Source organism: Streptomyces sp. ADMS (genome assembly GCF_033441795.1).
GTDB lineage: Bacteria > Actinomycetota > Actinomycetes > Streptomycetales > Streptomycetaceae > Streptomyces.
Genome location: NZ_JAVFVX010000025.1, coordinates 18,342 through 32,958, shown reverse-complemented (window position 1 = coordinate 32,958; position 14,617 = coordinate 18,342). Strand labels below are relative to the sequence as shown.

14 protein-coding genes and 2 pseudogenes are annotated in these 14,617 nt (G+C 71.0%); 8 read left to right on the top strand and 8 right to left on the bottom strand.

Translation table 11 applies throughout. The features are described 5' to 3' along the window. The first annotated feature begins 3 nt into the window (after positions 1–3). Positions 4–492 carry an N-acetyltransferase gene (locus tag RB628_RS13745; protein ID WP_318320671.1) on the top strand — a complete coding sequence of 163 codons (489 nt, stop codon included), beginning with the start codon at positions 4–6 and terminating at the stop codon, positions 490–492. A gap of 21 nt (positions 493–513) precedes the next feature. On the opposite strand, the gene RB628_RS13740 is transcribed toward RB628_RS13745, so the two are convergent. Then, entirely contained in the window at positions 514–1,857 is a 1,344-nt protein-coding gene (locus RB628_RS13740; RefSeq protein WP_318320670.1) for an amidase, read from the bottom strand. A 243-nt stretch (positions 1,858–2,100) separates the two neighbouring features. Between RB628_RS13740 and RB628_RS13735 the strand changes: the two are divergent. Further along, a pseudogene (locus tag RB628_RS13735) lies at positions 2,101–2,652 on the top strand (amidohydrolase family protein); the annotation flags it as partial. On the opposite strand, the gene RB628_RS13730 reads toward RB628_RS13735, so the two are convergent. Next, positions 2,640–4,067 (bottom strand): lipase maturation factor family protein, encoded by a 1,428-nt coding sequence (locus RB628_RS13730; RefSeq protein WP_318320669.1) that lies wholly within the window; start codon positions 4,065–4,067, stop codon positions 2,640–2,642. The pseudogene RB628_RS13735 and the gene RB628_RS13730 sit on opposite strands and share 13 nt — an antisense overlap. Positions 4,068–4,154: 87 nt before the next feature. On the opposite strand from RB628_RS13730, the gene RB628_RS13725 reads away from it, so the two are divergent. The 3 genes and pseudogenes from RB628_RS13725 to RB628_RS13715 all read left to right on the top strand — a co-directional run bounded on the left by RB628_RS13725 (position 4,155) and on the right by RB628_RS13715 (position 7,502). After that, a complete protein-coding gene (locus tag RB628_RS13725) occupies positions 4,155–4,418 on the top strand; it encodes a hypothetical protein (RefSeq protein ID WP_318320668.1) in 264 nt (87 codons plus the stop codon). A 64-nt stretch (positions 4,419–4,482) separates the two neighbouring features. Continuing rightward, positions 4,483–6,570 carry a SpoIIE family protein phosphatase gene (locus tag RB628_RS13720; protein WP_318320667.1) on the top strand — a complete coding sequence of 696 codons (2,088 nt, stop codon included), beginning with the start codon at positions 4,483–4,485 and terminating at the stop codon, positions 6,568–6,570. A gap of 31 nt (positions 6,571–6,601) precedes the next feature. Continuing rightward, positions 6,602–7,502 (top strand): annotated as a pseudogene (locus RB628_RS13715) (Fpg/Nei family DNA glycosylase). A 32-nt stretch (positions 7,503–7,534) separates the two neighbouring features. Here RB628_RS13715 and RB628_RS13710 read toward each other — a convergent pair. From RB628_RS13710 to RB628_RS13700, 3 genes are all read right to left on the bottom strand, one after another. Beyond that, positions 7,535–8,191, bottom strand: a complete 657-nt coding sequence (locus tag RB628_RS13710; RefSeq protein WP_318320666.1) for a zf-HC2 domain-containing protein — start codon at positions 8,189–8,191, stop codon at positions 7,535–7,537. Between the two features lie 139 nt (positions 8,192–8,330). Further along, positions 8,331–8,846, bottom strand: a complete 516-nt coding sequence (locus tag RB628_RS13705; RefSeq protein WP_318320665.1) for a hypothetical protein — start codon at positions 8,844–8,846, stop codon at positions 8,331–8,333. A 148-nt stretch (positions 8,847–8,994) separates the two neighbouring features. After that, entirely contained in the window at positions 8,995–9,543 is a 549-nt protein-coding gene (locus RB628_RS13700) for a sigma-70 family RNA polymerase sigma factor (protein WP_318320664.1), read from the bottom strand. 199 nt (positions 9,544–9,742) lie between these two features. On the opposite strand from RB628_RS13700, the gene RB628_RS13695 reads away from it, so the two are divergent. Continuing rightward, positions 9,743–10,900 carry a CapA family protein gene (locus RB628_RS13695; protein WP_318320663.1) on the top strand — a complete coding sequence of 386 codons (1,158 nt, stop codon included), beginning with the start codon at positions 9,743–9,745 and terminating at the stop codon, positions 10,898–10,900. Positions 10,901–10,915: 15 nt separating this feature from the next. Here the strand turns inward: RB628_RS13695 and RB628_RS13690 are convergent, their stop codons facing one another. Next, on the bottom strand, positions 10,916–11,392 hold the full coding sequence (locus RB628_RS13690) for a universal stress protein (protein ID WP_318320662.1): 477 nt from the start codon (positions 11,390–11,392) through the stop codon (positions 10,916–10,918). A 142-nt stretch (positions 11,393–11,534) separates the two neighbouring features. Here RB628_RS13690 and RB628_RS13685 point away from each other — a divergent pair, with 142 nt between their 5' ends. Further along, positions 11,535–12,371 carry a polysaccharide deacetylase family protein gene (locus RB628_RS13685; RefSeq protein ID WP_318320661.1) on the top strand — a complete coding sequence of 279 codons (837 nt, stop codon included), beginning with the start codon at positions 11,535–11,537 and terminating at the stop codon, positions 12,369–12,371. A 45-nt stretch (positions 12,372–12,416) separates the two neighbouring features. Here the strand turns inward: RB628_RS13685 and RB628_RS13680 are convergent, their stop codons facing one another. After that, entirely contained in the window at positions 12,417–13,079 is a 663-nt protein-coding gene (locus RB628_RS13680) for a class F sortase (protein WP_318320660.1), read from the bottom strand. Between the two features lie 331 nt (positions 13,080–13,410). Here RB628_RS13680 and RB628_RS13675 point away from each other — a divergent pair, with 331 nt between their 5' ends. After that, positions 13,411–13,899 carry a hypothetical protein gene (locus tag RB628_RS13675; protein ID WP_318320659.1) on the top strand — a complete coding sequence of 163 codons (489 nt, stop codon included), beginning with the start codon at positions 13,411–13,413 and terminating at the stop codon, positions 13,897–13,899. A gap of 91 nt (positions 13,900–13,990) precedes the next feature. Here RB628_RS13675 and RB628_RS13670 read toward each other — a convergent pair whose 3' ends face one another. After that, positions 13,991–14,515 (bottom strand): hypothetical protein, encoded by a 525-nt coding sequence (locus RB628_RS13670; protein ID WP_318320658.1) that lies wholly within the window; start codon positions 14,513–14,515, stop codon positions 13,991–13,993. Positions 14,516–14,617: the final 102 nt, after the last annotated feature.

The window sequence follows — 14,617 nt, the reverse complement described above, 5'->3', positions numbered from 1 at the left end:
CCCATGCTGATCCGAGAAGCCGCAGCCGGTGACTGGCTGCGGATCTGGCCGTTCTGGCACCGCATCGTCGCCGCCGCCGAGACCTACACCTGGGACCCGGACACCTCCGAGGAAGCGGCCCGCGCCCTGTGGATGAGCCCGGCCAAGCGCGTGTACGTCGCCGAGGACAGCGCCGGCGCCGTCGTCGGCTCCGCCTTCCTCACCCCCAACTACGCCGGCCCCGCCGCTCGTGTCGCCAACGCCGGTTTCATGGTCGACCCCGACTGCGGCGGCCGTGGCATCGGCCGCGCCCTCGCCGAACACGTCCTGCGCGATGCCGAGGCGCACGGCTACCGGGGCATGGTCTTCAACGCCGTCGTCGAGACCAACCCGGCGGTCAAGCTGTGGACCTCGCTCGGCTTCACCGTCCTCGGCACGGTGCCGGCCGCCTACGAGCATCCCCGGCACGGCCGGGTGGGCCTGCACATCATGTACAGGGCCCTCGGCGGCTGACCGGCACCAGGACCGGCCTTTCTAGGCGAGCGGAGCCGTCCGTTGCCAGGGGTGCAGCTCCTCCAACTGCTGTGCCACGTCGAGGAGTACGGCCTCCGACCCCGGCAGCCCCACCAGCTGTACGGCGCAGGGCGCGCCCGAGGGCAACGTGCCGAACGGCACCGCCATCGCCGGCCAGCCCGTCAGGTTCCACGGGGGTGTCATCGGCGAGTAGTTGGTGTTGGCGAGGACGTTGCGCAGCCAGCCCCGCTCGTGCCAGGCCGCGGCGGTGGGGGAGCGGCGGGCGAGTGCCGGGGTGAGCAGCACGTCGTGCTCGGCGAAGAACGGCTCAAGGCGCCGGCGCAGCTGTTCCTTGTGCTGCCCCCGTTCGACGTATCCGACGAACCGGCGCCCGACGGCCGCGTGGACCCGGGTGCGCCGGGTCAGTCCGCTCCGGTCGAAGTCCTCCGTGTCGCGTGCCGTGCCCGCCGTCCAGTGCGTGAACGAGGTCACGCCGATCGACAGCGGGTACGGCGGGTCGGCGGGCCGCACCTCGTGACCGGCGCCGTCCAGCAGTGCGGCGGCCTCGCGGGCGGCGGACGTGTACGGCTTGCTGATGGTGACGCCGGTGATGGGGCTGCGGACGGAGAGGGCGATCCTGCGACCGGCGCGGGCGGTCGACCGTACGAACTCGGAGTCCGCGAGGACCGACAGCACCAGGCGGGCGTCCTCGACCGTCGTGGCCAGTGGACCGTTCTCCGACATGCCGAACCAGTCGCCGTTGCCGATGCCCGCCGGGACGACCCCGAAGCCCGGCTTGATGGTGACGACCCCGCAGTTGGCGGCGGGGATGCGCAGCGAGCCCATGCCGTCGTTGCCCAGCGCGATCGGCACCATTCCGGCACCGACGGCTGCCGCGCTCCCGCCCGAGGAACCGCCCGCCGTGCGGGTGGTGTCCCATGGGTTGCGGGCCGTGCCGAGAGGGCCCTCCGTGGTGCCCCAGATGCACAGCTCGGGCACATTGGTGAGCCCGACGACAACCGCGCCCGCAGCCCGGAGCCGGGCCACGGTGACATGGTCGTGGCCGGCGGGGGTGTCGGGCGTCGCGGTGGAACCGTGCCGGGTCGGCTCGCCGCGCACACCCAGGTTGTCCTTGACCGCCACGGGTACGCCCGCGAGCGGGAGGTCGGCCAGATCGGCGCGCCCGGCCACCTCGTCCGCCTCGGCCAGCGCCTCCTGGGACCGCAGTCGGCGGAACGCTCCGACGCGGGCGTCCAGCAGTTCGACGCGCGCGAGATGCTCGGCCACGACTTCGCGGGGCGTGACGCGCTTCTCGCGTACGGCGGCGGCGATCTCGGTGGCGGTACGGCCGGCCCAGCTGGTCACGGAGGCTCCTCGGGGTGGATGCGACACATGGTGCTACGCGTGCGGCGACGAGGCTACTCGTGAGTACAAGGGCCGTCGAGTGTCGTCGAGCCTGGACATTCGACCCGGAGCTCCTGGACTTTTCGTGCACCAGGGCATCCGGCTCCCGTCGCAGAGTCGCTGATCAGCCGATCACTGGCCGAACTTCTCTGGGGGCGCATTGACAGTCCCTGGGGCGCGCTCGATCGTCACACCTCCGATGAACGGGAGCTTCCAGATGGGTACGTATCCAAGACGTCGGCTCCTGGGCACATCCGTAACCCTTCTCCGGAGTGGCTGCTGCGCCCGGACGCACGCCGTGGCCTGACCGCAGTCGTGGCAGCGCCCTGGTGTACGACCTGGTCGTCCTTCCGCACCAGTTGCCCGCCTGTGTCGGGGCCGCCCGGTCACTGCCGCAACCCACCTTCGTCCTGGACCACCTGGGCAAGCCACCGATCGTTCTCGGTGCGAGGGAACCCTGGGCGTCGGGCCTCCACTCCCCGGCCACCCTGCCCAACGCGGTGGGCAAGCTCTCCGGCCTGGTCACCGAGGCGGACCACGCCTCCTGGACGACCGACGACGTGCGTCCGTACGCGGACGGTCCTGGACGCCTTCGGCCCTGGCCGGCTGATGTTCGGCTCGGGCCGGCCGGTGTGCACGCTCGCCGCGTCGTACGGCCAAGTGATGTCCCTGGCCGAGGAGTTGACCGTCTCCCTCGGCGCGGGCGAACGCGAGGAGGTCTTCACTGGCACCGCGACCCGCGGCTACGGCCTCTGAGCCGGCCCGGCGGCCAGTCGCGTCGGCGGCATGAACTCCCTTACGTACACCCGCTCCCAGCAAGCGCCCGTCGCCCGCAGCTCCCGCCAGGTCGTGTAGCGGTAGCGGAAGAGGCGGGCGCGGACATGGCGCGGGGGCGCGTCCGGCGGGAACGGGGAACGGCGCAGCAGCCGGAGCGTGTCCCGGTCGTTCTCCAGGAGTCGTTCGATCATCGCGCCGAACCACGAGCCGGCGTACGCGGGCGACAGCGCGGCGAACCACATCATCCAGTCGAGCCGCAGATGGTAGGGCGCGAACTGGCGTGGCCAGCGCCCTGGTTCACCCGGCTTGCCCTTGAACTCGTACTCCCGCCAGTCCGACCCCTCACGCGGAACGTCGTCCGCCGTGCCCTCGATGATCACCTCGTACCGGATGCGGCTGACGCTGCCGAACGCGCCGTAGCTGTTGACCAGGTGCAGCGGATCGAAGGAGCGGTTCATGACCTGGCGGCGCGAGAGCATGTTGCGGACCGGGCGGTAACTGAGGACCACCAGTCCCGTGGCGACGGCCAGGACCACGATCTCGTACCAGAGCGGGATGTCCGGGAGGGCCGAAGGTGCCGTGTCCGGGAGACGCACCGCCGACAGGGCCAGCACGATCGTGATCCAGTTCAGCCAGGAGAAGTTGCCCGACAGAACCAGCCACAACTGGGTGACGATCATCAGGCACGCGGCGGCCGTCGCCACCGGCTGCGGGGTGAACAGCAGGACAGGGACGGCGAGTTGCGTGAAGTGGTTGGCGGCCGTCTCCATCCGGTGCACCGGCCTCGGCAGATGGTGGAAGAACCAGCTCAGCGGGCCCGGCATCGGCTGTGTCTCGTGGTGGAAGTCGAGGCAGGTCAGTTTTCGCCAGCACGCGTCACCACGCAGCTTGATCAGACCGGCGCCGAACTCCACGCGGAACAGGATCCAGCGCAGCAGGAACAGCACCACGACCGGCGGCGCGACCTCGTCGTTCCCCAGGAACACGGCGAGGAAGCCGACCTCCAGGAGCAGCGACTCCCAGCCGAAGCCGTACCAGGTCTGACCGACGTTGACGATCGACAGATACATCGCCCACGGCAGCAGCCACAACAACATGCCCGCCCAGAGCGGGAGTTGAGAGTCGAGCCCGGCGAGCAGAGCCACCGACACCGCGCAGCCCGCCCAGGACCAGACGGCGAAGAAGCGGTCGGAGTAGTGGAGTTGGAACACGCTCGGTGCCTGCCGGAAGCCGACCCGGGCGACCAGACGGGGCACCGGAAGCATGCCCCGCTCGCCGATGAGCGCCCGGAACTGAAGGGCCGCGCCCAGGAACGCGACGAGGTAGACGCAGGCCAGGCCACGCTGGAAGAGCAGACGGCTCAGCCAGTAGTCGGGTGCGGTGAACCACTCCACGTCGCTCGCTCCTCTCTCCCCCCATTGTGACGTTGGGTGACCGTTCTCGGCTTGCGTGCGCCGAGTGGGTGACGCAGACAATGGGGAATGCACCGAACCCTTGTCACTGCCTGCGCACTCTCGGCGGCCCTTCTCGTCGGCGGCTGGGACGGCGACCCGCCCGGTGAGGAGGCCGTGTCCCCGGACGACCTCGGCCTCGGTACGGCCCAGGACGCCTGCGCCGAGATCGGCCCCGACACCGTCCCGGAGATCCCCGACCTCCTTGACGGCGGCGGCCTGATTCCCGACGAGAGAACCACCCCATACGGTTCCTATGCCCCGTACGACCCCTGCGAGGGTTTCGGCGAGTGAACGATGCCCGGGGAAAGGCGTCGGACAAGTCGAAGAATCAGCCAAACACTGGCAAGGTGGCCCCATGGCTGATCGGGGAGCGAGCGCCCTGTCACTCCCGGACGACTGGCCCGCCCACCCGGATCCGATTCTGGCGCTCAACCGCATGGGAACGTTCGACTGGGACCTGGACGCGGGCCTGTTCCACATGGACGCACTGGCGTACGAGATCTTCGATCTGCGCCCCGACGAATACGACGGCCACCCCGAGAGTTTGGCCGTCCGGGTACCCCGGATGGAGGGACTCCGGATCGACTCCGTCGTCGCCGAGGCCATGAAGGACGGCAGCGAGAACTACGGCGTCTACTTCCGCGTCCGGCGGCGCGACGGCTCCCTCCAGTGGACCCACACCCAGGGCTACATCCGCCGAGACGAGACGGGCCGCCCGCGCCGGGTCATCGGCATCGTCCGCGACGCCGCACAGGAGCTGCGGGACAGCCAGGCCCGCACCCAGCAGGCCGCCCAGGACGAGGTCCGGCGCCGCCAGACCAACGTCGTCCAGGTCATCACAGCGGCCCTCGCGCACGCCCGCACCGTGGAGGACGTCATCGACGTCCTCACCGACTCCCACGGCGTCCCCCACCTCGGGGCGGCCAGCCTCGTCATGGGCCTGGTGGAGGCCGGCCGCATCCGACTGGTCGCCGAGGGTCCGGCGGGCGCCTCCGTGCCCGGAACCCGCATCACCCGCATCGACGAGCCCTACCCGATGGGCGACGTCGTACGGACCCTCAGCCCGCGTTTCATCGAGTCGCCGGAGGAGTTCGCGGCCGGATACCCGATCCTGTGGCCGCACCTCACCGACCTGAAGATCACCTCGGCCGCCTATCTGCCGCTCATCGCGCAGGCCCGGCCGATCGGCGCGATGGGCCTGCTGTACAACGACCGGCACGGCTTCTCGGCCGAGGACCGGGCCGTACTCGTCGCGCTCGGCACCAGCATCGCGCAGAGCCTCCAGCGCGCCATGCTCTACGAGCAGGAGAAGGATCTGGCCCAGGGCCTCCAGCAGGCCATGCTGCCGCGCAGCATCCCCGACGTGCCGGGCGCCGACATCGCCGTCCGCTACCGCGCGGCCTCCTCCGGCGGCCAGCTCGGCCGCGACATCGGCGGCGACTGGTACGACGTGATCCCACTTCCGGGCGGCCGGGTCGGCGCGGTCATCGGAGACGTACAGGGGCACGACACGCACGCCGCGGCCGTCATGGGCCAGCTGCGGATCGTCCTGAAGGCGTATGCGGCCGAGGGCCACCCGCCGGCCACCGTGATGGCCCGCGCCTCCGTCTTCCTGCACGAACTCGACACCGACCGCTTCGCGACCTGTCTGTACGCGGAGGCCGACCTGTCCACCGGAGTGGTCCAGGCGGTCCGGGCCGGCCATCTCGACCCACTGGTGCGGCGCGCCGACGGGACCTGCCGCCGGGTCCCGGTCGACGGCGGGCTGCCGCTCGGCCTGTCCGCCGAGTTCGGGCGCCTCGCCTACCCGGTGGGCACCCTCGAACTGGACCCCGGCGAAACCCTGGTGCTGTGCACCGACGGGCTCATCGAGGAGCCCGGGGCCGACCTCGACGACGGGATGCGGACCCTCCGGGCGCTCATCGCCGCCGGTCCGGAGAGCGCCTGGGAACTGGCCGACCGCCTGATCGAGGTGGCCGACGAACGGGGCGGGGACGACGATGTGGCCCTGCTGCTCCTGCGCCGGCGGGGCGTGGCCGCCGTACAGTCGGGCGGGCGGCTCCAGCAGCACGTCGCGCCGGCCGACCCCGACGCGCTGAGCGAGGCACGGCACATGATCGGCGCTGCGGTCCGGGCCTGGGGCGCCCGCGAGCGCGCCGACGAGGTCGAACTGGTGGCCGACGAACTGATCACCAACGCCCTGATGCACACCGAGGGCGCGGCGGTCGTCACACTGCGCGTGCTGAGCGGCGCCGAACGCCGGCTGCGCGTCGAGGTCGAGGACGCCTCCAGCGCCCTTCCGCGCCGCCGGGAGGCCGGGGAGTCGGGTGTCTCCGGGCGCGGTCTGCTCCTGGTCGACCTCCTCACCGACGAGTGGGGCGTGGAGGCGCGGGGCGGCGGCAAGGTCGTGTGGTGCGAGTTCGTGATGCCGTCCAGAAGCTGACCACCGGCGAGGGCGGTGGCACCCTGGACGTATGCCGGAACTTCCCGAGGTCGAAGCGCTCAGGGACTTCCTGGCCGAGCGGCTCGTGGGCCACGAGGTGGTCCGGGTGCTGCCCGTCGCGATCAGTGTCCTGAAGACGTACGACCCACCCGTCACCGCCTTCGAGGGCCGCGAGGTCACCGCCGTGCACCGGTACGGCAAGTTCCTCGACCTGGTCGCGGACGGCGGCCCGCACTTCGTTACCCACCTGGCCCGTGCCGGCTGGCTGCACTGGCGCGACCGCCTTCCGGACGGCCCGCCCAAGCCCGGAAAGGGCCCGCTCGCGCTGCGTGTCGCCCTGGAGACGGGTGAGGGCTTCGACCTCACCGAGGCCGGCGGCACCCAGAAGCGGCTCGCGGTGTATGTCGTACACGATCCGCAGGAGGTGCCCGGCGTTGCCCGCCTCGGCCCGGACCCTCCCCCAGTGCCTCAAGGGCCTGGGGGGGGGACCCCCAGCCGCCGACTTCGACGAGGCGCGGCTCACCGGTCTGCTGGCGGGGGAGCGGCGCCAGCTCAAGGGCGCGCTGCGCGACCAGAGCCTGATCGCGGGGGTGGGGAACGCCTACAGCGACGAGATCCTGCATGCAGCGCGGATGTCCCCGTTCAAGCTCGCCGCCTCGCTCACGCGCGAGGAGAACAGGCGGCTGTACGAGGCACTGCGCACAACGCTCACCGAGGCGGTCGAGCGCTCCCGGGGCCTCGCGGCCGGACGCCTGAAGGCGGAGAAGAAGAGCGGCCTGAGGGTGCACGGCCGGAGCGGCGAGCCCTGCCCGGTGTGCGGCGACACCGTCCGCGAGGTCTCCTTCAGCGACTCCTCGCTCCAGTACTGCCCGACCTGCCAGACGGGCGGCAAACCGCTCGCGGACCGCCGGATGTCACGCCTGCTGAAATAGGACAACAGGCGCCCCGAGGCGGGCAGTTGACGTCACGGGGCGTCGAGCGTCACCAGGTGCAGGCCGTCGTTGGAGCGCAGCTCGTACCGGTCGATCTGGTCCGGGTGGAGCGTCGAGGCGCCCATCATCGTGCTTTCGCGGGCGTCGTGCTCGGGCACGTTCCAGTTGGTCAGCGTCTCTTCCGTGCCGTCGTCCGCGATGGCGACGAGGTGGCAGGCGCGAGGGCCGGCGCCGTCCTTGACCCTCAGTTCGATCTGGCTGCCCCAGGCCGTGTTCTCGCTGGTGACCTGGGCCCAGACACCCGACCGCTCGTCGGTCGCGGTGAGCTGCTGCGCCGGGGCCGCGTCACCGCCGCCCGCCATGATCGCGATGCCGGGTCCGGCCACGGCGAAGACCACCGAGGCGGCCACGGCGTACAGCCAGCGCCGGCGGCCGGCCCGCTGCCGGTTCGCGACTTCGCCGAGCAGCCGGTCCAGAAGCCTGGGACCGGGTTGGGCCATGGGGTGCACAGCGCGCGGCGTGGCCCGCCTGTACAGCAGCAACTGCCGTGTGGCGGGACCGAATTCGGTCACATGGGCCGCGCACTGGGGGCACTCCATGAGGTGGTCCTCGAAGCGGAAGGCGTCCGCCTCGTCGAGCACGCCGAGCGCGTATGCGCCGACGTCGCGATGCCGTTCCAGGGACCTCATGCCGAATCCTCGTGCCGATGGTGCGGGTGGGGTGGTGTTGCTCCCACCGGTACGCACCGGACAGCGGAATCACTCAAGCCTCATACCGAATCGAGACCTAAGGTGTTCGGAGCGGTGGCGCCCGCGGATTGGTCGGATTCTAGAAAAGATGGATCGCCAGATGACCGAGGGGCAGTCCGAGCCGCCAGGCCGGGGTCCACACCTTCGGTCCGTCGTCCTCACCGAGCACGGGCCCGCCACCCGGTACGGCGTCCAGGTCCGGGGCGAGCAGCTCGGTCTCCTCCAGCCAGCGCCACGCGCCGGCGGCCAGGTCCAAGTCGGGCGCCGGCGCCCCTGATTCGAGTGCGTCGGCCGCCAACCTGGAAATACGTTCGCGGACCCAGTCCTGCCAGGGCTGGTCGTACGCCGTGAGCGAAAGCCACTTTTCCAGTTGCGTGATGACCCGGATGCCCGAGAGCTCGCCGGTGGTGTCGGACAGGAAGATGGTGAGCGCCAGCGCGTCCCGACCCGCGCGGAACTCGAAGGACGTGGGCGGCATCAGGTCGCCCGTCCGCAGCAGCTCGTCGGCGATGTACTCGGCGTACAACCAGGCCATGGGGACGGTGAGTTCGCCCCCGCCGGTGCCGTCCGTGCTCTCTTGCCCTCTGTGCAGCATCCCTTCCCGCCTTCCTCCGGTGCGTGCGCGTCGCCCGACCCCGGGCCCCCGGGACTGTCGCCCGGTCCGGACACGGATGAAGACAGCTGATTGCTCAACCATGGTCCTCGGCAAGGCGCTTTACCGAGGTTTGACTCGACCATTGGTTTCAGCGCAGGTCGGCCGCATAACCCGGAAGGACCCGGCGCAGGGCGCGCAGCGCGTAGTACGCGCGAGACTTCACCGTACCGGGCGGGATTCCCAGTGCCGCGGCGGCCTCCGCCACACTCGCCCCCTGGAAGTACACGAGCACCAGGACTTCACGGTGCTCGGGAGTGAGTGTCTTCACAGCCTCCCGCACATCGAGCGTCGCCGCGGACCGTTCCGCGTGATCGGCGCACACCCGGGCGTTGTCGAGGATCGCGTCCCCGACCTCGGCGGGCCGGGCCTGCCGGGCCCGCCGCGCGTCGATGGCGAGCCGCCGCCCCACGGTCAGCAGCCACGGCCGTACGGAGTCGAAGTCGTCGGCGCGCAGCGCCTCGGGATGCTGCCAGGCGCGTACGAGAGTCTCCTGCACCAAGTCCTCGGCGCGCTGCCGGTCGCCGTCGCACAGGCGCAGCAGGAGGGCGAAGAGCGGTCGGCCGTGCTCGCGCTGCAGCGCGGCCAGCTCGTGCTCGGCGGTCGTCGTCCCGTGGGTGATCGTGGTTCCGGCCGTCATGGCCGTATGGCATCGCAAGGTCCTGATTCGGGACAGAGCGCGGACCGGAGTGTGCGGCGGACGGTCGGTCCCGTCGACGAACGGTACGACGAACGGTCTGAATGGCGGATTCCTCATCTGAACGGCCCCATCCCCGTTTCGGGCCGTATGCGGATTCGTACTGATGGACATGTACATACGACCGCAACGGGATGAGTCGATGATCATGCGCAGCCGACCGACGACCAGAGGACTGGCGGTGGTTCTTCTCGTCGCGGCCACCGCCGCCTGCCAGGCCGAAACGCCGACCGGGCCGACGGGACGCCCCGCGGCGCCCCCGCCCGCCCGCGGCTTCACGCTCGTCGCCTCCGGCGACGTCCTCCCGCACGACTCGGTCATCGAGCGGGCGCGCACCGACGCGGGCGGCGCCGGCTACGACTTCCGCCCGATGCTGGCCGGAATCGCCCCCGTCGTCTCCCGCGCCGACCTGGCGCTCTGCCACATGGAGACCGTGTACGGAGCCGACGGCGACTACAGCGGCTATCCCGCCTTCAAGTCCCCGCCCCAGATCGCCCAGGCCCTCGCGGACACCGGCTACGACGGCTGCTCCACCGCCTCCAACCACACCCTGGACGACGGCGCCGCCGGCATCCACCGCACCCTGGACGCTCTCGACCGTGCCGGCGTACGGCACGCGGGATCGGCGCGCACGGCGAAGGAGGCGGGCGCGGTCACGCTGTTGCGCGCCGGAGGCGCCGAGGTCGCGCACCTCTCCTACACCTATGACACCAACGGTTACCCGCTCCCGGCCGGGCAGCCCTGGGCCGTCAACCTCATCGACGAGAACCGGATCGTCGCCGACGCCCGGGCCGCCCGCCGCGCCGGCGCCGACGTCGTGGCCGTCTCCCTGCACTGGGGCACCGAATGGCAGGACGAGCCCGACGGGACGCAACTGGCTCTGGCCGGCCGGCTCACCGCGTCCCACGCCGCCGACGGCCGCCCCGACCTCGATCTGATCCTCGGCACCCACGCCCATGTCCCGCAGGCCTACGAGAAGGTCAACGGCACCTGGGTGATCTACGGCATGGGTGACCAGATCGCGGGCGGGATGACCAACCACGAGCGGCTGCCCGACCCGCGCGGAAACCAGGGAACCCTCGGCCGCTTCACCTTCTCCCCGCCGGCCCGCGCGGGCGGCCGCTGGGAGGTGACCCGGGCCGAGTTCGTGCCCCAGATGTACGACCTGGACGCGGGCCGGGTGGTGAACCTGAACGAGGCGCTCGCGCGGGGCACCGGCGTGGGCGCCGTGCGCGACCGCATCCGTGACGTGGTCCTGAGCCGGGGCGCGGCCCAGGACGGGCTGACGATGGGCAAGTAGCGGCCCGGGGTGTGGCTACGGCACGACCGTGACCGGCCAGCGGCCGGCCTTCACCAGCCGGATCGCGACCGACCCGATGATCCGGTGACCCGCCTGCTCGGACGCGCCGACCACCACCGCGTCCGCCTTGAGATCGTCGGCGGCCCTCACCATCCCGGTGTACGGGTCCCCGCGGAACGTGTGGAACTCCCACCGGACATCGAATATCCCCTTGACCTGCTCGCTCGCCTCCCGGATCTGCGCGATGAGGTCCTCGGCGATGCTGTCCGTCGTCTCCGCCACGGGCGCCCCGAACGCGGCACCCGCCGCTATCACCGGCTGTACGTACACCAGGGCGAGCAGCGCGTGCTGGCGCCGAGCCAGCCCCGCGGCGTAGGACGCGGCACGGAGCGAGGAGTCGGAGCCGTCGACGCCGGTCACGATGACCTTCGGGCCGTCCGTGCCCCGCTCGAACTGCTGCTCGCCCCGGGGTGGGCGCTGCTGTTCCGTCACGCCGCGAGGCTATCGGGAGCCGGGTGTCCACCGGGCGAGCGGGGAGCCGTGACCGGGGCGCACTGGTCCCAACGGGTGCTTTCCCGCCGCCGCACCGGTGTCGATGCGGGGCGTCGGGACCGGCGCGGGCGACTGATGAATCATGACGAAGGATCAGTTGCTCACACGGCGCCGGGTGTTGATGATCGGCGGAACCGCCGCCGTGGGAGCGGCCGGTACGGCCGCGCTGCTCACCGCGGGCGCGGACAAGCCCCCGGCCGCCCGGCCCGCCGCAGGCCCCCCGGCGCATCGCGCGCTCAAGCCCTCCGCGTACCGCCTGGAGCCCCTCACCGGATACGGTCCGCCGCGCGCCGCCACCCACGGCCGCACCCTGGTCCGCCGCGAACCGCTGCTGCGCGTGTCCGGACGCGGCCGCACCATGGTGCTGACCTTCGACGACGGCCCCGACCCCCGCTACACCCCGGACATCCTGGAGACCCTGCGCGAGCACGACGTCCGAGCGATGTTCTTCGTGTGCGGGGAGATGGCGGTCGACAACAAGGACCTGCTCGCCGAGATGACCGAGGACGGGCACGTCGTCGGCAACCACACCTGGTCCCACCCGCTGCTGACGCGCCTGACGCGCGCCGAGATCCGCTCCCAGATGGTGCGCACCTGCGAGGTCGTCGAGGACGCCTGTGGTGAAGCACCCGTCTGGTTCCGCGCCCCCTACGGCGCCTGGAACCGGGCCGCCTTCCAGATCGGCGCCGAGCTCGGAATGGAGCCGCTCGGCTGGACCGTCGACACCCTCGACTGGATGGCACCGGGCGCCCGCACCATCGTCGACCGGGTCGAGCGCGGCGCCGCCCCGGGTGTCGTGGTGCTCTCGCACGACGCGGGCGGCGACCGTTCGCAGAGCGTCCGGGCACTGCGCGACTATCTGCCGGAACTGCTGGATTCCGGGTACCACGTCACCGTACCGACCCGGCATTACACATAATGGAAATAGTGGGTACGGGCTTTCGCCCGCCCGGCCGGGGAACGCTCAGCGAACCTCGACCAGGCGGGCGAACACCACGACGTTCCCGTTGTAGCCGTTCTGCTCGGAGAAACCGCCTCCGCAGGTGATGACCCGCAATTCGGGGGTGTTTCTGCTGCCGTAGACGCGGTCGCCGGGGAAGTCGTTCTTCTCGAAGACCTCGATGCCGTAGATCTCGAAGACGGCCACTTTTCCGTCCTGGCGCTGGACCTCGACGCGATTCCCCTTCTTGAGGGCCCCGAGTCCGTAGAACACGGCGGGGCCCAGTTTGTTGTCGACATGGCCGACGACCACCGCGGTGCCCTTCTCGCCGGGCGACACGGCACCGGTGAACCAGCCGGCCAGATTAGGGTCCTCCGGCGGCGGGGCGTCCACCCACCCGGCCGCGTCCAGACCCACTGGCAGCACCGGCGCGTCGACCTGGATGGCCGGGATCCGCACCCGGTCGACCACCGAGTACGGCAGCGGGGCCGGGGCGCCGGAGAAGGTGCCGCCCGGGAGGCGGCTGTCCGCTGCCGCCGCCGACGCGGGCTGTGGCGGACCCACGTCGAACTCTCCCGAGCCGTTCCGAATGAGAGCGAGGCCGGTCAGCAGAACAAGCGCTATCACGCCCCATGGAGCGCGCTTCCTCCGCTGCTCCTCTTCTTCCGCCAGCTCGGACGCAGACATTCGTCATCCCCTCTCGACCCGGCCGTCGCCGTGTCAATCGCGCATACGAGAACGCTAAGTGCCCGGCGCGAAACCGGCGACGGGGCAGCAGCGAACGGGTGGCGGACGTGTCGTTCGTGAGCCATCCGAGTTGCCGGGGAAAGTATTTTTCTGACGGTCCGTGACCTGCGGCAATATCTGATTGTGTGGTCTTCCGTCGGCGTGTCCCCTCACCAGGACGGACCATTCCCGAAATGCGGCTGCGCGCACGGCATCTGAGGGTTCGTCTGGGAGGCGTTTTCTCGCCGATCGACCGGGGACGGGTCCCGGGGCGCCTTCCGCGGAGGTTCACATGCGTACTACTCGTGCCCTGGTGGTGTCTGCCGCCACGGCTGTCGCGGTGGGGCTCGCCGCCCCGGCTGCCTCGGCCTGGGACCAGCCGACCGGCGTCACCGCCGCACCGGGCGTCATCGCACCGGGCGGCCAGCTGGTGCTCACGGTCAACGGCTCTGCGTGCGGCATGAACGGCAGCACGGTCAGTTCCAACGCCTTCCCGGCGACCAGGCTCAAGTCCATCAACGGCAGCACGGCGACGGCGACGGTGACGGTCAACTCGAACGCCACCGCGGGTTCGTACAGCGTCACCACCAACTGTGAGAACCGGACGAAGACCTTCACCAGTGTGTTCACGGTCATCGGCGGTGTCCGGGGCGGACTCGGTGGCAGCAGCTCCACCGGGGCCACCCCGGCCGACATGGCGATCGGGGGCGGACTGGTGGCCGCCGCGCTCGTCGGCGGTGGCGTGTTCTGGATGCGCCGCCGCGCCGAGAACCGGATCTGACGCTCACCCGCCTCGGGAGTGCGGACCGCACGTCACAGCCCTTCGCCCCGGAACCCGTCAGGGTCCGGGGCGAAGGGCTGTTGTGGTGTCGTCAGGCGTTGTCGTCGCCGGTGCGACGGCGTGAGAAGTGGTACGCCACCGTCAGCGACCCCGCGATGAGCGCGGCGCCCAGGCCGATCTCCCTGAGGTCGAAGCCGGCGGCGCTGCCGCCCTCGCCCGCGTGCACGCCATGCTGGACAGGCAGGGGGTAGTGCGTGGGGTTGCTGGGCTGCCCGATGGCGATGGTGAGATCGGTGTGGCCGCTCTCGCCCCCGCAGGTGAACGTCACCCGGTACGCGGCCCCCGGTTTGGCGTCCCAGTCGACCTTCGCCGTTGTCGACGAGCGCCCCTTGGGGATGGTGACCGGATCGAAGACACCGGAGGACACCCGGGTGTCGTCGTTGCAGTTGTCCACGCGGAGGGTGACCTGTCCGCCCGCCGCGATGGTGGAGGGCACGACGCTGAAGCCGAACGACGTGACGCTGTTGTCCGTGACGGCCGCGTGAGCGGCGGGTGCGGTGAGGGTGAGGGCGGTGACGCCCAGCAGTGCGGCCGAAGCGACGCGTATCGCGCGCATGTGAGTCCTCCGGGTCCCCGAGGAGCAGCTGCGGACCTTTTCCGCTCGCGCCGTACCGTTCGCGCCAGAAATGCACCTCGATGACCGAAACGCTAAGAACAC